The organism is Gottschalkia acidurici 9a, from assembly GCF_000299355.1.
Classification (GTDB): Bacteria; Bacillota; Clostridia; order Tissierellales; family Gottschalkiaceae; genus Gottschalkia; species Gottschalkia acidurici.
Window position 1 is genome coordinate 2,471,714 of the sequence record NC_018664.1, and the last position, 15,309, is coordinate 2,487,022.

The 15,309-nt window shown below is 32.1% G+C and carries 13 protein-coding genes, 1 tRNA gene and 1 rRNA gene; all 15 read right to left on the bottom strand.

Annotated features, from left to right (window positions below; genetic code table 11):
• Positions 1-36: 36 nt before the first annotated feature.
• Positions 37-112: transfer RNA gene (locus tag CURI_RS11780), tRNA-Ala, on the bottom strand.
• Positions 113-214: 102 nt separating this feature from the next.
• Positions 215-1,739, bottom strand: a 16S ribosomal RNA gene (locus tag CURI_RS11785).
• A 445-nt stretch (positions 1,740-2,184) separates the two neighbouring features.
• Entirely contained in the window at positions 2,185-2,640 is a 456-nt protein-coding gene (locus CURI_RS11790) for a hypothetical protein (protein WP_041701813.1), read from the bottom strand.
• 18 nt (positions 2,641-2,658) lie between these two features.
• Complete coding sequence (locus CURI_RS11795; protein ID WP_014968488.1) at positions 2,659-3,057, bottom strand: YtxH domain-containing protein; 399 nt, start codon at positions 3,055-3,057, stop codon at positions 2,659-2,661.
• Positions 3,058-3,244: 187 nt separating this feature from the next.
• A complete protein-coding gene (gene lysS, locus CURI_RS11800) occupies positions 3,245-4,726 on the bottom strand; it encodes a lysine--tRNA ligase (RefSeq protein WP_014968489.1) in 1,482 nt (493 codons plus the stop codon).
• Between the two features lie 17 nt (positions 4,727-4,743).
• Positions 4,744-5,220: a transcription elongation factor GreA gene (greA, locus tag CURI_RS11805; RefSeq protein WP_014968490.1), complete on the bottom strand. Its 477-nt coding sequence runs from the start codon at positions 5,218-5,220 to the stop codon at positions 4,744-4,746.
• Positions 5,221-5,387: 167 nt separating this feature from the next.
• Positions 5,388-6,374 carry a hypothetical protein gene (locus tag CURI_RS11810; protein ID WP_014968491.1) on the bottom strand — a complete coding sequence of 329 codons (987 nt, stop codon included), beginning with the start codon at positions 6,372-6,374 and terminating at the stop codon, positions 5,388-5,390.
• Positions 6,375-6,493: 119 nt separating this feature from the next.
• On the bottom strand, positions 6,494-7,462 hold the full coding sequence (dusB, locus tag CURI_RS11815) for a tRNA dihydrouridine synthase DusB (RefSeq protein ID WP_014968492.1): 969 nt from the start codon (positions 7,460-7,462) through the stop codon (positions 6,494-6,496).
• Positions 7,463-7,637: 175 nt separating this feature from the next.
• Entirely contained in the window at positions 7,638-8,405 is a 768-nt protein-coding gene (locus CURI_RS11820) for a type III pantothenate kinase (RefSeq protein ID WP_014968493.1), read from the bottom strand.
• Positions 8,406-8,506: 101 nt separating this feature from the next.
• Entirely contained in the window at positions 8,507-9,268 is a 762-nt protein-coding gene (locus tag CURI_RS11825) for an ECF transporter S component (RefSeq protein ID WP_014968494.1), read from the bottom strand.
• 176 nt (positions 9,269-9,444) lie between these two features.
• Positions 9,445-10,431, bottom strand: a complete 987-nt coding sequence (locus tag CURI_RS11830) for a biotin--[acetyl-CoA-carboxylase] ligase (protein WP_014968495.1) — start codon at positions 10,429-10,431, stop codon at positions 9,445-9,447.
• Positions 10,432-10,523: 92 nt separating this feature from the next.
• On the bottom strand, positions 10,524-12,335 hold the full coding sequence (ftsH, locus tag CURI_RS11835; protein ID WP_014968496.1) for an ATP-dependent zinc metalloprotease FtsH: 1,812 nt from the start codon (positions 12,333-12,335) through the stop codon (positions 10,524-10,526).
• Between the two features lie 47 nt (positions 12,336-12,382).
• Positions 12,383-12,919: a hypoxanthine phosphoribosyltransferase gene (hpt, locus tag CURI_RS11840; RefSeq protein WP_014968497.1), complete on the bottom strand. Its 537-nt coding sequence runs from the start codon at positions 12,917-12,919 to the stop codon at positions 12,383-12,385.
• A gap of 35 nt (positions 12,920-12,954) precedes the next feature.
• Positions 12,955-14,337: a tRNA lysidine(34) synthetase TilS gene (tilS, locus tag CURI_RS11845; protein ID WP_014968498.1), complete on the bottom strand. Its 1,383-nt coding sequence runs from the start codon at positions 14,335-14,337 to the stop codon at positions 12,955-12,957.
• 78 nt (positions 14,338-14,415) lie between these two features.
• On the bottom strand, positions 14,416-15,294 hold the full coding sequence (locus CURI_RS11850; protein WP_014968499.1) for a protein kinase domain-containing protein: 879 nt from the start codon (positions 15,292-15,294) through the stop codon (positions 14,416-14,418).
• Positions 15,295-15,309 lie beyond the last annotated feature (15 nt).

Here is a 15,309-nt window from a genome sequence, read left to right on the forward strand (position 1 = left end):
ACAAATGAAATTACGACAACATCTTATAGGTTTTTATGGTGGAGATGAGGAGATTCGAACTCCTGACCCCCTGCTTGCAAGGCAGGTGCTCTCCCAACTGAGCTACACCCCCGCATACCTAAAGTCGTCTCTGAAATCTAAGATTTCTTCGTAACTTCTATTTCTGAGAGTTTTGGTCTCTCAAAATTAAACAGTAAAAAGCGTTTCTCCTTAGAAAGGAGGTGATCCAGCCGCACCTTCCGATACGGCTACCTTGTTACGACTTCACCCCAATCATCGATCCCACCTTCGACAGCTGCCTCCTTGCGGTTAGCTCACTGGCTTCGGGTGTTACCAACTCTCGTGGTGTGACGGGCGGTGTGTACAAGACCCGGGAACGTATTCACCGCGACATTCTGATCCGCGATTACTAGCAACTCCGGCTTCATGTAGGCGAGTTGCAGCCTACAATCCGAACTGTGATCGGCTTATTGAGATTCGCTCCACCTCGCGGTTTCGCTGCCCGTTGTACCGACCATTGTAGCACGTGTGTAGCCCAACATATAAGGGGCATGATGATTTGACGTCATCCCCACCTTCCTCCGATTTATCATCGGCAGTCCCTCTAGAGTGCCCAACTTAATGATGGCAACTAAAGGTAAGGGTTGCGCTCGTTGCGGGACTTAACCCAACATCTCACGACACGAGCTGACGACAACCATGCACCACCTGTCACCTCTGCCCCGAAGGGAGACTCTATCTCTAGAGTTGTCAGAGGGATGTCAAATGTTGGTAAGGTTCTTCGCGTTGCTTCGAATTAAACCACATGCTCCGCTGCTTGTGCGGGTCCCCGTCAATTCCTTTGAGTTTCAGTCTTGCGACCGTACTCCCCAGGCGGAGTGCTTAATGCGTTAGCTGCGGCACTGAGGTTCGACCCCCAACACCTAGCACTCATCGTTTACGGCGTGGACTACCAGGGTATCTAATCCTGTTCGCTCCCCACGCTTTCGTACCTCAGCGTCAGTATCAGTCCAGAAAGTCGCCTTCGCCACTGGTGTTCCTCCTAATATCTACGCATTTCACCGCTACACTAGGAATTCCACTTTCCTCTCCTGTACTCAAGCCAAATAGTTTCAAGTGCTTACGCCGGTTGAGCCGACGCCTTTCACACCTGACTTATCTGGCCGCCTACGTACCCTTTACGCCCAATAATTCCGGATAACGCTCGCCCCCTACGTATTACCGCGGCTGCTGGCACGTAGTTAGCCGGGGCTTCCTCCTAAGGTACCGTCATTATCTTCCCTTAGGACAGAGTTTTACGACCCAAAGGCCTTCATCACTCACGCGGCGTCGCTGCATCAGGGTTTCCCCCATTGTGCAATATTCCCCACTGCTGCCTCCCGTAGGAGTCTGGACCGTGTCTCAGTTCCAGTGTGGCCGTTCACCCTCTCAGGCCGGCTACCCATCGTCGCCTTGGTGAGCTTTTATCTCACCAACTAGCTAATGGGACGCGGGACCATCTTATACCACCGGAGTTTTGACTCATGCACCATGTGGTGCTAGAGTTTTATAAGGTATTAATCCCGGTTTCCCGAGGCTATCCCTTTGTATAAGGAAGGTTTCCCACGCGTTACTCACCCGTCCGCCGCTCTCCAGTCATTCTTTCACCCGAAGGATCCGTAACGACTTTCCCGCTCGACTTGCATGTGTTAGGCACGCCGCCAGCGTTCATCCTGAGCCAGGATCAAACTCTCAAAATAAAAGTTTTCTGTCTCAGCTTCTGCTGACTGCTCTATTTAATGTTGAGCTTCATTTGTTATTAATTCTAGGAATTAACTTGCTTTTTACTGTTTAATTTTCAAAGACCAAAGTCTGCTTTATTATTCTAACATTCTTTTAAGTTCTTGTCAAGAAATTTTTTAAACTCTTTTGTCGTTTCTTATCACTTCTTGTTTTTATTTGTCGCTTTCTTGTGGCGACTCTTATTACTTTACCAGGTTTCTTTTTCTTTGTCAACACTTTTTTAAAACTTTTTTATTTCTAAAGTGTTAAGTGTTGAAGTTTTGTTGTCTTCCGTCAGAAGCAACTTTTATATAGTAGCATAAATAAATATCATATGTCAATACTTTTTTATATATTTGAGAAAGACCTAACGAATTGGCTTATTTACACACTATGATAGACCCTTCTCAACTTATTTTATAATTATTTTTTATTAAAAACTCCTCTTAATATATCTGTTATCTCTAATATTATATTTAAATATGTTGTTATATTGCTTCTACTTTCTCTTAGACTAGATGCTGTTTCTTCTATACTATCTCCTACAACCTCTACAGTATAGTTAACTTTTTCTACACTTTCACTCACATCTTCCGATATAGAGCTTATATTTTCCACTATTTTAGGTATAGTTGGAGATATTATTTCTACATTGTCCTTTAAGTCTAAAGTTATTTTGCTTATATTTTCTATAATTTCAGGTGTATCTTTAAGTACACTATCTATATAGTTCGCATTTTCATCTACTAATACCCTAACCCTTTTTAAAATACCAACAATGTTTCTTATAGCTATTATCAGATAACATCCTATTCCTACAGCTACTAAGAATAGAATCAGTTTCATAAGTTCTTCCACTGTAATAGTCGCAGACGACATTAATAATTACCTCCACTATTATACTTCTTCTTTTGTATCTTCTTTAATATCTTTCTTATCAATATCTATAGTTATAGCCACTTCATCATTCTTTTCTTTTCTTCTATATTTAACATCTTCTATAACATCTTTAACTTTATTCTCTATTTGATCTTTCTTTTCTTTTACACTTTCCACAGAATCTTTCACAGTCTTTTTAACATTTTCACTAGTCTCTTTAGCCTTATTTGCTATATCTTCTCTAGTCTCTTTTCCTTTCTTAGGTGCAAACAAGACTCCAGCTATAGCCCCTATGGCAGTTCCAGCTGCAGCTCCTGCTGCTATTTTTTTTGCAGTTTCTTTTTTAGCTTTCATAGCTTTTGCCTTTTGTTTTTTTCTATCATTTTCTTTAGTGAGTTCATTATGCTCTCCTCCCAATCTGTTTTCCCATTTTCATAATACCTTATGATTCTAATACATACCCAATACTTTTCCTTTTAACAATCTTTTTACAATTTGTTATAAATTTTTTTATTCTTCTTAACATTTTAATATTTCTGATAAAAAAAGTTGCACTTAAATCTAGATATAAAAATCTAGACTTTAGTACAACTTTTTATCATTTTTATTTATTTATTGGCTTCATTGTTGGGAACAGTATTATATCTCTAATAGAAGCTGAATTAGTAAGAATCATAATCATTCTATCAACCCCTATACCTAATCCACCTGTTGGAGGTAATCCTACTTCTAGGGCATTTATGAAGTCTTCATCCATAGGATGTGCCTCTTCGTCTCCTGCTTCTCTTTGCTTAAGTTGTTCTTCAAATCTTCCTTTTTGATCTATAGGATCATTAAGCTCTGAGAATGCATTAGCAAGCTCCCATCCATTTGCAAATGCTTCAAATCTATTCGTTATCATTGGATTATCTGGATTTCTCTTAGCAAGAGGTGAAACTTCTACAGGATGATGAAGTACAAATGTTGGCTGTACTAGATCGCTCTCACAAAACTCTTCAAATGCTAAGTTTACAAGATGTCCTCTTGTCATATTATTTGTAACTTCTAGTTTTAATTGTTCTTTTGCGATTTTTCTAGCTTCTTCATCGCTTTCAATTGAATAGAAGTCTACATTAGTTTTTTCCTTAACTAAGTCATGCATAGATACTCTTTTCCAAGGTACTTTAAAGTCTATTTCTTTTCCTTGATAGTTTATTAAAGTAGTACCATATAGTTCTTCTGCACAATAAGCTATTATATTTTCAGTTATATCCATCATATCTTCATAATCTTCATATGCTGAATAAAGTTCAATATTCGTAAACTCAGGATTATGTTTAATAGATATTCCTTCATTTCTAAACATTTTACCCATTTCATAAACTTTATCAAAGCCTCCAACTATAAGTCTTTTTAGATAAAGTTCATTTGCTATCCTTAGCTGCATATCTATATCTAAAGTATTGTGGTGAGTAAGGAAAGGTTTTGCAGCTGCACCACCTGCAATTGTAGTAAGTATAGGTGTTTCTACTTCTAAGTATCCTCTATCATCTAAGAAACTTCTTATTGATTTAATTATCTTATTTCTTTTTATAAATGTCTCTTTTACTTCTGGATTTACTATAAGATCCACATATCTTTGTCTATATCTTAAGTCTGGATCTTTTAGTCCATGAAATTTTTCAGGTAATATTTGAAGAGATTTAGTCAGTAGTGTTATCTCTTTTACCCTTACTGAAACTTCTCCTGTTTTCGTTTTAAATACAGTACCTACAACTCCAACTATATCTCCTATATCATAAGTTTTGAATAGATCATAGCTCTCAGTTCCTATATTGTCCATTTTCACAAATAATTGTATTCTACCTTGAGAATCTTGCATGTCTGAAAAGCTAACTTTCCCCTGACCTCTTTTAGACATTATTCTACCAGCTATTGACACTTCTTTTTCTTCTAGTTCATCATAGTTGTCTTTTATATCCTGACTTTTATGTGTTACATTATATTTTTCATTTACAAAAGGATCTTTGCCTTGCTCTCTTAACTCTTTTAGTTTTTGTCTTCTTAAAATGAGCATTTCATTAAGATTATTTTCTTCGTTTATCATCAGTTTTCCTCCTACTATTATCTCCCTATGGAAATGATCTCAAATTTAACAATTCCATCAGGAACTTGCACGTCTACAATGTCTCCAACTTCTCCACCTATTAGAGCACTTCCAACAGGAGATTCATTAGATATTTTTCCCTCATATGGATCTGCTTCTGCTGATCCTACTATTGTATATTCTACTTCTTCATCAAATTCAATATCTTTTAAAGTTACTTTAGATCCTACACTTACAGATTCTACAGATATATCATCATCTTCAATAACTATAGCGTTTCTAAGCATAGATTCTAATTTTGCAATTCTTTCTTCCATCTGAGCTTGTTCGTTTTTAGCCTCATCATATTCTGAGTTTTCACTTATATCTCCAAAAGCTAATGCTTGCTTTATTCGCTCCGCAACTTCTCTTCTTCTTACGGTCTTGAGTTCGTCAAGTTCATTTTCTATCTTTTCTAATCCTTCAGCAGTTAAAAAAATCTCTCTTTCGATCATTCCTATTCTCTCCTTTTTTCTTATCTAGTTCTTTATTTAACTAGACGTAAAGTTCACTTCCTTAAATATAAGATTACTCTAAAATACTTACAATGCTTACCATTATTTATTTGACATTATAGTTTAGTAAAAGTATATTGTCAAGAGTATAGAATATACAGATTATATCACTTCCCATCAAAAGGAGAAATGTTACGTTTTTGAAAGCTATAGTCACTAACACCTTGTTGTACACTGTATATTTTATCATAAATTTTTAGCTTTACTATATCTTTATTGCTATTTTTAAAGAATTTGCTTAAAGATGTGTTTAATTCTTTATTTAAATCATAATCTTTTACTTCACTATAAATTTTTCTATCATTTCTAAAGAATAAGTCATCTATTAGCATTATTTTTTTTCTATCGTGTTCTGTATCTCTAGATAGTACTTTATTTTTACTTATGTCTATTAACACAGTATATTTTTTTATTTTTTTTATGTCAATTCTAACATCTTCACACAAATTTATTATAAAGTCTACATTTCCCATTAATTTATCTATATTTTTAGTTATATGCAATGACAATCCAGTATCTTCTAGTACAATCCTTTCTAAATTTTTTCCGAATTCTTCATTATGACTATATATAGTTAAATATTTAATATTTGAAGATATATCAACAACAATATCTTCTGTATCATTAGTATCATCACTTATTATTAATATTTCTTGTTCCTGTAGATCTTTATTCTTAGCATTACATATTTTACTTAGTAACTGTATTATATTCTCTATAAAGTAACTCTTTGCGTCTGGTATTTTTATGTTACTCTTTTCTTGTATTCTCTTTATATCATCATAGCCTAATTTAATATTGTCCATAACCAAATATTCTACATTTTTATACAGATCTTGTTCTTTAAGTATCTTTATTGAGTTTATTATTCTATCTACATACTCTTCTCTAGTTAACTTATTCTCATCTAAAAAAATCCCTATACCATAACCAACCGTTTCTTTTGTGTCCTCATCAATATAATTACATACTGCTCTTGGTTTTATCTTTTCTTGAAAAGTATGCAATATGTTTCTTGGTATGTATTTATATATACTTTCTCTAAGGTAGTTTTCATATTCATTGGGTCCTATTATTCTTAAGAATTTGTCCATAAAAAAACTCCTTCTATATATAATAAATTGTACCTTAATTATATGTATAGAATGGAGTTAGTTATTACTTTTTATCACATAATTCAATTTAAAATATTCATGAATAGATTTCAGTATTTCTATAAGCTTTCCATATATCTATAAAGGATATCTTCGAGCTCAGTTCTATCTTCTATACTATTTATTCTATTTCTCATCTCAGCTGAACCCCTTATTCCTTTTATATACCAAGCTATGTGTTTTCTCATTTCCCTTATAGCCACTCTCTCTGGTTTTAACTCAAAGAGTAGATTTAAATGTTTTAAACTAGACTCTATCTTTTCTCTATCTGTAGGTGGTGGTAATAGCTCTCCTGTTTTTAACAAATGCACTGTTCTTTTAAATATCCATGGATTCCCTCTTGCGCCTCTTCCAATCATTACGGCATCACAATTTGTTTCTTTCATCATTCTTAGCGCATCCTCAGGCTCAAATATATCCCCATTTCCTGTCACTGGTATAGATACACTTTCTTTTACTCTTCTTATCATTTTCCAATCTGCTAACCCAGAGTAGTACTGTTCTCTAGTTCTTCCATGTACAGTTATTCCTGATGCTCCTGCATCTTCTATTATTCTAGCTATTTCTACAGCATTTTGATGATTTTCATCCCATCCTTTTCTTATCTTTACTGTCACTGGCTTATTTGACACTTTCACTACTTCTCTTACTATTTCTTTTACTAAGTCTGGATTATTCATTAATGCACTTCCATCACCGTTTTTTACTATCTTAGGTGCTGGACAACCCATATTTATATCTACTATTATAAAATCATCTATTTTATTTAATTTTTCCTCTGTAATTCTTGCCATGACTTTAGGATCCGACCCAAATATTTGTAGAGCCACAGGTTTTTCTCTCTGATCTATCTTCATTATCTCATGTGTTTTTTGATCTTCAAAAAAAAGCGCCTTACTACTTACCATTTCTGTATATAAAAGTCCTACGTTCATTTCCTTGCACATAAGTCTAAATGCAAGGTCAGTAACTCCAGCCATAGGAGCTAAAAATACATTATTATCAACTTCTATATTAGCAATTTTCATATATTACCTCTTTCTGTTATTATCGCATTTCAAGTTAAAAAATATAGAAAATCCTGAAATATATTATCATTACTAATCTTTATATGAAGAGTCCTTAATTATATCTCCACAAAAGTTTCTTAGTTATATTCAGGATTAAAATTTTAGTTAAAAGATCTGAGTAAGATCTCCTTATTTACTTATTTTTCTCATATATTATTCTAAGTCCGTCAAGAGTCAACATTTTTTCTATTTTAGTTATTTTTTTCGATTCACTTGCTATTATAGATGCTAATCCACCAGTAGCTATGACTTCCTTAGATTTCACTCCAAGTTCTTCTTCCATTTTATCTACTATATAGTCTACTAGTCCAACATAACCATATATTATGCCTGATTGCATACTATTTATCGTATTTTTATTTAATACTTTTTTTGGTTTAGCTAGTTCCACCCTTGGAAGCTTAGAAGCTTTTTGAAACAATGCCTCACTAGATATTACTATTCCTGGAGATATAACTCCACCTATATAATCTCCCTTTTCAGATATACTGCAAAATGTAGTAGCAGTTCCAAAGTCTACTATAATAATAGGTCCTCCAAACTTTTCATATGCTGCAACTGCATTTACTATTCTATCTGCCCCAACTTCTTTAGGATTATCATATTTTATATTTATACCAGTCTTTACACCTGGCCCTATTATTATTGGATCTTTTTTGAAATATCTTGAGCTCATAGTTTCTAGTGCATACATTATGGTAGGAACTACTGAAGATATTACTATACTTTCTATTTCACTCATATTTAAGTTTTCATATTCGAATAACTGTTTTATTAACACTCCGTACTCATCTGAGGTTTTGTTTCTATCAGTAGATATTCTCCATGCTTTTAATATTTTTTTTCCTTTATATACTCCTAAGACTATATTAGTATTTCCTACATCACATACTAGTATCATGTTCTTACACCTCTTTAAACTTGTTATGATAAATAAAAAATTTATCTAACTTAGTAATTTTTCATCAAAATTATTCTATTGTTTGTATTATATATCATTACTTAAAATCGCTTTCTAATCCCTACTACTACACTTGTAACTATAAGTATAGCTATTATCATTTCTGGAATTCCATTTGCAAGTCCTATTCCTAGTATTACTTTTCCTACAGCTTCTGTGTCTTTACCCAGCTTTTCTACATACCATTTTCCATAAAGAAGATATATAGATCCTAATACTCCTATAGTATTAGTTAGAGTTCCTACCATAGCAGATATGATTATTTCTAACGACTGCTCTTTAGCTTTCTTAAATGAATAAGCTCCAATTATAACAGTACATATAACTAAAATTGCACTTAAAATTATACTCCAAATACTTGTATTTCCTAAACTATATTGGCCTATTTGAGTGACTAAACTATTTATTAAGTATATTATAGAAGAAATCCATACTATTGATAGTAAAATAATAGATGGTTTCTTTCCTACTTTCTTTATAAGTATATATGTGTAGTAAGAAGTAATACCTATAAGAACTCTTGGTAATACTGATACTATTGGATTATATAGCACTGGTGAAATAACTGTTGGTGCTGTGATAGCCCTTATAATACTAAATATCCCAAATATAAGTCCAACCATGGCTCCTACAAATGGTCCTTCTATTATAGCTCCTATTATTACTGGTATATGCATTATTGTAGCATTCGTTGGTCCTACTGGAATAAGTCCTATGGGTGTCATCCCTAGAATGGCTGATATTCCTCCTAAAATACCTATAATCGTTAACTTTCTTACCGAAATTAAACTCTTTTTACTCATAATTCTCCTCCTGCTCTAGTTCCTATTTTCAGGATACTAGTCATTTATTTTATTAGATTAGTCATATAGTTTTTTCGAAGTGGTCTAGGTCTATATAGCTACTAGCTACCTCTCTGTATAACCAACTTACATTTTAACAATTTAGTATTATGTGTGCAAGAGCTTTATTTTTTTAACTATACATATCCTTTTTCACCTCTTACTGACACTTCACCTGATATTAACTTAGTTATGTTTCCATCTTCATCCTTTACTAAAAGTTCTCCGTCATCTGTTAGTCCCACTGCTACCCTTTCTAATTCTTGATTTTTTTGTATTACGCGAACTTTTTTTCCTATAAGGATAGATTTCTCTCTACATATGTTTATAGCTTCTTCAATATTATTTTTTATAGTCATTTCTTCATAGAAATATTCAAAGTTATTTAAAATCTTTCCAACTAATGCTTTTCTATTAATCGTTTTTCCTAATTCTCTTTTTAGTGATGTTGCTTTTTCCTTAACTTCATCTGGAAACTCATCATCTTCTATGTTTACATTTACTCCTATTCCGATAACTAGATAATTTATTTTCATCATTTCTCCGCTCATTTCAGTAAGTATTCCGCATACTTTTTTGCCATTAAGTATGATATCATTAGGCCATTTTATACTTACTTCTATTTCCATCTCTTTCATTGCTCTATAAACTGATGCAGCTGTTATCTGAGTAATTTTAGATGCATCCATAGGTTCTATATCCGGTCTTACTACGATACTCATCCATATGCCCTTTCCTTTTGGGGATGTCCAATTTTTACCTAGTCTACCTCTTCCCTGTATCTGCTCTTCTGCTATTACTACTGTTCCTTCTTCATTTCCTTTAGAAGCTATATTTTTGGCTTCATTGTTAGTAGAATCTATACTGTCATAATATAAAATATTTCTACCTATATATTTAGTTTTTAAATATTCTTTTACCTCTTCTTCACTTAATACATCTGGGCTAGATAATAGTCTATGTCCTTTTCTAGTTATTGACTCTATACTATATCCTTCTTCTTTTAATATATTTATATACTTCCATATAGCCGTTCGACTTACATTTAATTTATTACTTAGATCTTGTCCAGATACAAATTCTCCTCTCTTTTCTTTTAAGACTTTTAGTATCTTTTCTCTCATTTTTATCCCCTTTCTGCTTTTGATATTATAAGTATACCTCAATTTTTATCTATCTAATTAAAAAAAGGCTGAACTAGTCAGCCTTTTTTTAGTTATGCTATTGTGAATATTTCTTCAAATTCTTTAGCATCTAATGTCTCTTTTTCTAATAATGCTTCTGCTACTTTATGAAGTTTATCTAAGTTTTCGCTTAGTAAATTCTCTACAGCTTCATATGCTTTATCTATTATTGATCTCATTTCTTTATCTATAGCCGCTGCAACTTCTTCACTATAGTTTCTACTTCTAGCTAGATCTCTTCCTATGAATACCTCATCATCATCTGCACCATAAGTCATAGATCCTAATGCATCACTCATTCCATAGTGTGTTACCATACTTCTAGCTATATTTGTAGCTCTTTCTAGATCATTTTGTGCTCCTGTACTTATATCTCCTAGAACTAATTTCTCTGCTACTCTTCCACCTAATAGTTCTACTAACTTAATTTCCATATCTGTTTTAGTCATATAGCTTCTATCTTCTTCAGGTAGATTCATAGTAAACCCACCAGCTCTACCTCTTGGTATTATAGTTACCATATGAACTGGATCTGATCCTTGAGTTAATCTTGAGGCTACTGCATGCCCTGCCTCATGATAAGCTGTAAGCTTTCTTTCCTTTTCACTTACTACCTTACTTTTCTTCTCAGGTCCAGCTACTACTTTAGTAGAAGCCTCTTCAACCAATCTCATTGGTATTTCTTTTAAGTTTTCTCTAGCAGCTAGTAAAGCTGCTTCATTTACTAAGTTCTCTAAATCTGCTGGAGTAAATCCTGGTGTTCTTTTCGCCACTATTTTTAAGTCTACATCTTCCTCTAGTGGTTTAGTTTTTGTATGAACTCTTAATATAGCTTCTCTACCTTTTATATCTGGTACTCCAACATAGACCTGTCTATCAAATCTACCAGGTCTTAATAATGCAGGGTCAAGTATATCTGGCCTATTTGTTGCTGCAATCATGATAATACCTTCATTCTCACCAAACCCATCCATCTCAACTAAAAGTTGATTTAGAGTCTGTTCTCTCTCATCATGACCTCCACCAACACCTGCTCCTCTTTTTCTACCTACGGCATCTATCTCATCTATAAATATTATACATGGTGCATTTTTCTTAGCTTGCTCAAATAAGTCTCTTACACGAGAAGCCCCAACACCAACAAACATCTCAACAAAGTCAGAACCACTTATACTGAAGAACGGTACTCCTGCCTCTCCTGCAACTGCTCTAGTTAGATAAGTCTTACCAGTTCCCGGAGGTCCAACCATTAATATTCCTTTTGGTATCCTAGCACCTAAATCTATATATTTCCTTGGTTCTTTAAGGAAGTCCACTATTTCTCTTAACTCTTCTTTCTCTTCTTCTAGTCCTGCAACATCCTCAAATGTAATCTTTTTGCTTTGATCGTTAATCATTTTGGCTTTACTCTTTCCAAATGACATTACACGATTTCCACCGCCTTGAGACTGCTGCATAAACACAAACCATATAACTGCAAATACTAATATTAAAAATATATTAGGTAAGAATTGAAGAAACCATGAAGTTTCTTGTTCTTTATCTCCTGCTACTTCTTTTATCTTATTTTGATCTATAGGTCCCTTTAAATAGTCTTCATAGAATTTATCTGAACTTGTAGGTAATATTAGACTGAATTGTGTATCGTCTTTTAATTTACCTTTTACAGTACGATCTTCTACAATGGTAATGCTCTCTACATTATTTGCCTTTATTTCTTTTATTAATTGTGTATAACCTATAGCTTTAGGCTGATTCATATCTTTAGAAAATGTAGTTACTAAAAATATTAAAAGTATAAATATAAGCAAATAAAAGCTTATACCTCTAAAGAATTTCCTCAACTATAGTCCTCCTTTCATATATATTGATATTTATTATAGCATATTTATTATTTATATGCTTCTTCTTTCAATATATATATCTCATCTAAATTTCTATAACTTTCACTATAATCTAATCCATATCCTACTATAAATTCATCCGGAATATCAAATCCTTTATAATTCATTTTAACATCAACTTTTCTTCTCTCAGGCTTATCTAAAAGTGCACATACTCCTACACTATTAGCTCCTCTAGACTTTAAGTTTCCTATTAGATAACTAAGAGTAAGTCCCGTATCTATAATATCTTCTACTACTAAAATATCTTTTCCCTCTATCGTAGAGTCTAAATCCTTTAATATCCTTACTACTCCAGAAGATGTTGTAGAAGTACCATAACTAGATACTGCCATGAAGTCCACTTTTACTGGTATATCTATATTTCTAATTAAATCTGCTAAAAATACAAATGCACCTTTTAGAACTCCTATTAAAACTAAGTTCTTTCCTTTATAATCTTGTGATATTTGTCTTCCTAATTCTTTTACTTTGTCTTGTATTTCTTCTTTTGTTATAAGTACTTGTTTAATGTCTTCTTTCATATTTTCCTCCTTATGTCTTATTTCTTCTTATGTTTTTACTGGATGTATTCTAAAACTAATATATTTTTAGTGTTAGAGGTAATTTTATAGTTTTCACTAATTCTTAATCCTACTATCCATAGTATATCTTCTTCATCAACTACCAAAGGTATCGTATTTCTATAGTCTCTTGGTACTTTTTCATCTATAAAAAAATCCTTCAGTTTCTTGTTTCCTTTCATTCCTATAGGTCTAAACTTATCTCCATCTATCCTATTTCTTATATAAAGATTATCCTTAACTTTATCATAGTCAAAGTACTTTATGAAGTCATTATTTTCATCTATTTTTATGCTAGAGACAGAAGTCACTTTAGATTTTATACTACTACCCAATTCTAATATATTTATAGTACTATTCACATCTAATTTATAATTATATCTTATATCCTCAACTTTTTCACTTTTTTCTATAATTAAATTATTATAACTTATTTTAACTACTATATTGTTAATAATGTTTATTTTCTTTCCTGTAATTTTAGAACTAACTAAATTTAGTATATCTTTAATATGTTTTTCTTCTAAACCTTTTATACTGCCATGAATCCTTTCGATTGCATATCTTATAACTCTAGTTTTTATAGATTGATGTAATGAGTGAAGTTTTTCTATATTTAAGTGTATCTTAGACTTATCTTCTTTTTCTAATATTTCCCTATATCTATCTTCAGTATACTCTTGCAAGAAATCACTATCATTTTTCATTATCGTAGAAGTTCTAGAAAGTGTATCTATAATACCTTTGTTAAATGTCTTTTGTATATAGGGGATTAGCTCTAATCTCACTTTATTTCTTCCATATATCGGTTGAAAGTTAGTTTTATCTATTCTAGGGATAATTCCGTTATCATCACAATATTTTTCTATATAAATTCTATCTATGTCGAGTAGTGGTCTTATTATATCTCCATTTTTATACTCCATACCTCTTAACCCATCTATACCTGTACCTCTTATGAATCTCATAATAAGAGTTTCTGCTTGATCATTTTTATTATGAGCAACTGCTATTTTTCCTCCACCCAATTTTTTAATACTTTTTCTAAAAAAAGAGTATCTTATTTCTCTACCTGCTTCTTCACTAGTAAGTTTATGCTTCTTAGCATATTCATCCATATTAGTTTTGTGAGAATAAAATGGAACATTTAGATTTTTACAGATATTCTTTACATAGTCCTCGTCGCCGTCTGATTCTGATCCTCTTACACCATGATTTATATGAGCTACATGTATACTAAAATTTAATTCAGCCTTTAAGCTTTCTAGCACATATAAAAGTGTCATAGAGTCGTGTCCTCCAGACACTCCTATGACAATATTATCATCTTTATCTAATAGTCTATGATTAATTATTGTATTCTTTACTATTTCCCTCATTATTGTTCACATCCATTTTTACTCTCTTGCTTTCTAGTTTTATTCTATATATAGTGCTTAATTTCCTTTATTTAAAGTTTATAAATTTTTCGCGCATATTATTAAGACAATCCCAAATAGAAAAATACTTCCTTTAAAAAATATATCTATAAAGTCTATACTCGTTTTAGCATTTAGTTTATCTTTATTGTAAACTAGTTGTTTTAATTTCAGTATATATTCATCTGTGTCATTAAGTCTACCATAAAGTCCATTTATTATTATTCTTTTAAATTTACTATCCAAAGAGAGTTTATTTAAATTTTCTACAATGTCTTTTATACTCTCGATCATAGGAGAAAACTCTTTTCTCAAGATCATAGAAGTCATTAGCATATTAACACTAAAAATCATGCTTGTACTATAATCGTGTTTTAATTTTATCCCCCAAGATGCAATGCTATATGTTGGAGTATATTCTTTTATTCCAAACTCTTTATCTATTAAACCTCCAAAGTCTACTAAGTATATTTTCCTATTATTTTTATCTATCATAATATTTTCTAACTTTATATCACTATAAATATACCCTAGTTCATAAATCTTTTTCAAGTTTTTTAGAATTATAATACATATTCCTAAAATATCTTTCAAATTTATATTTGTTTTAGTCATAATTTGCTTTAAATTATATCCATAAATATAATCCATAATAAAAAAATGAAATGTCTTCCTATATCTTTTATAATCATCTATTTCATATACACTAGGTACTATACCTATAGTCTTACATTTTTTCATGTTTTCAAATTCTCTAGTTATAGAGTTTATATCGTCACTTATTTTTAAACCTTTTACATTTCCTAACTTATCTCTAACTTTATATACGTAGCCAATACCACCCTGACCTAGCTTTTCTAGTATTAAATATTCATTATTATTCCACTTGCCTTTTATAGTTTCTCCTACATAAAACATAGATTGAGCTCCTTT

Excerpts from the sequence above, each read along its gene's own strand:
- dusB (WP_014968492.1), bottom strand. The coding sequence starts at position 7,462 with ATGAAAATTGCTAATATAGAAGTTGATAATAATGTATTTTTAGCTCCT.
- tilS (WP_014968498.1), bottom strand. The coding sequence starts at position 14,337 with ATGAGGGAAATAGTAAAGAATACAATAATTAATCATAGACTATTAGAT.
- greA (WP_014968490.1), bottom strand. The coding sequence starts at position 5,220 with ATGATCGAAAGAGAGATTTTTTTAACTGCTGAAGGATTAGAAAAGATA.
- CURI_RS11810 (WP_014968491.1), bottom strand. The coding sequence starts at position 6,374 with ATGGACAAATTCTTAAGAATAATAGGACCCAATGAATATGAAAACTAC.
- CURI_RS11830 (WP_014968495.1), bottom strand. The coding sequence starts at position 10,431 with ATGAGAGAAAAGATACTAAAAGTCTTAAAAGAAAAGAGAGGAGAATTT.
- CURI_RS11790 (WP_041701813.1), bottom strand. The coding sequence starts at position 2,640 with ATGTCGTCTGCGACTATTACAGTGGAAGAACTTATGAAACTGATTCTA.
- hpt (WP_014968497.1), bottom strand. The coding sequence starts at position 12,919 with ATGAAAGAAGACATTAAACAAGTACTTATAACAAAAGAAGAAATACAA.
- lysS (WP_014968489.1), bottom strand. The coding sequence starts at position 4,726 with ATGATAAACGAAGAAAATAATCTTAATGAAATGCTCATTTTAAGAAGA.
- CURI_RS11825 (WP_014968494.1), bottom strand. The coding sequence starts at position 9,268 with ATGAGTAAAAAGAGTTTAATTTCGGTAAGAAAGTTAACGATTATAGGT.
- CURI_RS11850 (WP_014968499.1), bottom strand. The coding sequence starts at position 15,294 with ATGTTTTATGTAGGAGAAACTATAAAAGGCAAGTGGAATAATAATGAA.
- CURI_RS11820 (WP_014968493.1), bottom strand. The coding sequence starts at position 8,405 with ATGATACTAGTATGTGATGTAGGAAATACTAATATAGTCTTAGGAGTA.